Source organism: Pseudoalteromonas sp. HM-SA03 (assembly GCF_002289345.1).
Classification (GTDB): domain Bacteria; phylum Pseudomonadota; class Gammaproteobacteria; order Enterobacterales; family Alteromonadaceae; genus Pseudoalteromonas.
The window spans coordinates 1-1,805 of the sequence record NZ_NSDG01000043.1 but is presented as its reverse complement, the minus strand read 5'-3'; the positions used below and the strand labels follow the sequence as shown (position 1 = coordinate 1,805).

General features: G+C 40.7%; 3 protein-coding genes. All 3 read right to left on the bottom strand.

Annotated elements, in window-relative coordinates; all coding sequences use genetic code 11:
* Positions 1–229: 229 nt before the first annotated feature.
* From CKO50_RS08150 to CKO50_RS08140, 3 genes are read right to left on the bottom strand one after another with little or no spacing between them, the layout of a single operon-like run.
* Positions 230–649, bottom strand: coding sequence for a tol-pal system YbgF family protein (locus tag CKO50_RS08150; RefSeq protein ID WP_095727751.1), 420 nt, complete (start codon positions 647–649; stop codon positions 230–232).
* On the bottom strand, positions 646–1,071 hold the full coding sequence (locus CKO50_RS08145; RefSeq protein WP_010370314.1) for a hypothetical protein: 426 nt from the start codon (positions 1,069–1,071) through the stop codon (positions 646–648). Before CKO50_RS08145 ends, CKO50_RS08150 begins: the two co-directional genes overlap by 4 nt.
* Entirely contained in the window at positions 1,068–1,733 is a 666-nt protein-coding gene (locus CKO50_RS08140) for a GH-E family nuclease (RefSeq protein WP_095727752.1), read from the bottom strand. The genes CKO50_RS08145 and CKO50_RS08140 overlap by 4 nt, the downstream gene beginning before the upstream one ends.
* Positions 1,734–1,805: the final 72 nt, after the last annotated feature.

Here is a 1,805-nt window from a genome sequence, read left to right as displayed (position 1 = left end):
TGGCTTTGAATGATTTGACTTCCCGCCGGCGCGGTGATGGTGAGGTTGTTGTCTGCCTTGAGGTTTATATCACTTTGGATAACACTGCGATGACTGCGACCCGCCTTAAGGGTGATATTTTGTGTGGCACTTAAGCCAAGGCTCTTGAATTTTGTGGTAAATATATCGAACAAAATATTGCACGATGTATATGCTAACTGTCATGTGCTGTCCTTTGCGTAAAACTGGTTTATAACTTGATTTCAGACTTTAAAAAGTCGTAATAAAAAAGCCCATCCTCTCCATGGTCTTCAAAAATTTCTTTTCCAGCTAACATATAGGCCTTAAGTAAAGCATTTTTACTGCGCTCTTTATCACCTAACTGATAATGACACTGGCCAGCTCTAAAGTGAATAAATGGGTTGTCGAGTGCTTCAGGGTAGTTTAATGCATCTAACATTGAATCGAGGGATTGTTGATATTCATCAAGCATATAATAACTATCCCCAATAGATACTTTAAGCCAAACGGCTTGCTCCCACTCTTCATCTGGGTTAGAGAGTAAATCGAAAGCTTTTTTCCAGAGCGTCATTGCGCCTTGAAAATCCTCTTCATCAAAAAGGTCATTACCTTGCTCGCAATACTCTTCTATCTGGTCATGTACATTCATTGGTTATACTCATTAAAGAAAGTTTTGTATTTTTTAGGTTGTTCTACAAAGCATCTGCCCCGTGAAATAGAATTGGCTTTAGCAAACCATTCATATGCTTGTTTAAAGTTACCCATTTCAAATAATATAATTCCCTTTATGAAGCTTGGGCTATCATCATATGAAATGCAAAAGTCTGAAGTTAAGTACTCATCAATTAGTGCCTCGGCCTCAGCAAGCTTCTCTATGGTAATAAAGTGTTCACAAGCTGAAGTAATAATAATTAATGATTCTGACCACTGGCTCTTCGGTGAGGGGATTAATTCGATAGCTTCTTGCATTTCAACAAATGACTCATCTATTTTTCCTCTGTCTCTAAACTCCAGAGAACGATTAAATTTTTCATTAATCTCATCACTTAATTTTTCATCTAATTCTTTCATTTTTTCAACTTATTAATTGGGGGTAAATAGGTTTCTTTTAACTTAGCTCCCGCTGAACGGTTTAGGCTGTAATGGTCCAATGTATAGTTATTTGGGTCAAGCATCCACTCCCTAACTTCTTTCGACTTTGCGCCATATTGCCTGCCTTTCGTATTCCACCACCTTACTGCATCTGTCGGGTCATGTGCCATGTCTGCTTGTGAAAGCGGGTGCCAATTTCCTTTGCTGTCTTTAAACAGGGTTTTACCGAATTTATCTCTTATCTTACCTTCTTTGCGCATCCTAGCAATGACCTCTTTACCAGTGCGAGATGTTTTACTTGGTGTTTTACCAAGGTATTTCAAGCGGCTCGATATCTTACGAGCTTTCTTAGTCTTTATATTATTTGAGCTATTGCTTTTAGCCCCCGGCAGCTCATTCCCTTTTGGTGGTTCCAACTCATCGGCTTTGGCTTTGGTGGGCTTATCAGTGACGCCTCGAATTGGTGATTGACCCAGATACTCATCCAGTGCTTTATTAACTCGCTGTCCGATTTCTTGGGCGGCTTGTTGCATATGCTGGTCGATTTTTGGGGTGACGTCGTCTAGGCGTTTTACCGTGGCTTGCATGCCTTCGATAGCGGCGTCTGGAAGCAGTAGGTCGTAGTGCCAACTGGTAGACATGTCATCAAGTGAATCGCGCAGGCCTTTGACTATGTTTTTAACTTCCGTGGCGGATTGTTTACCTAGGTCTTG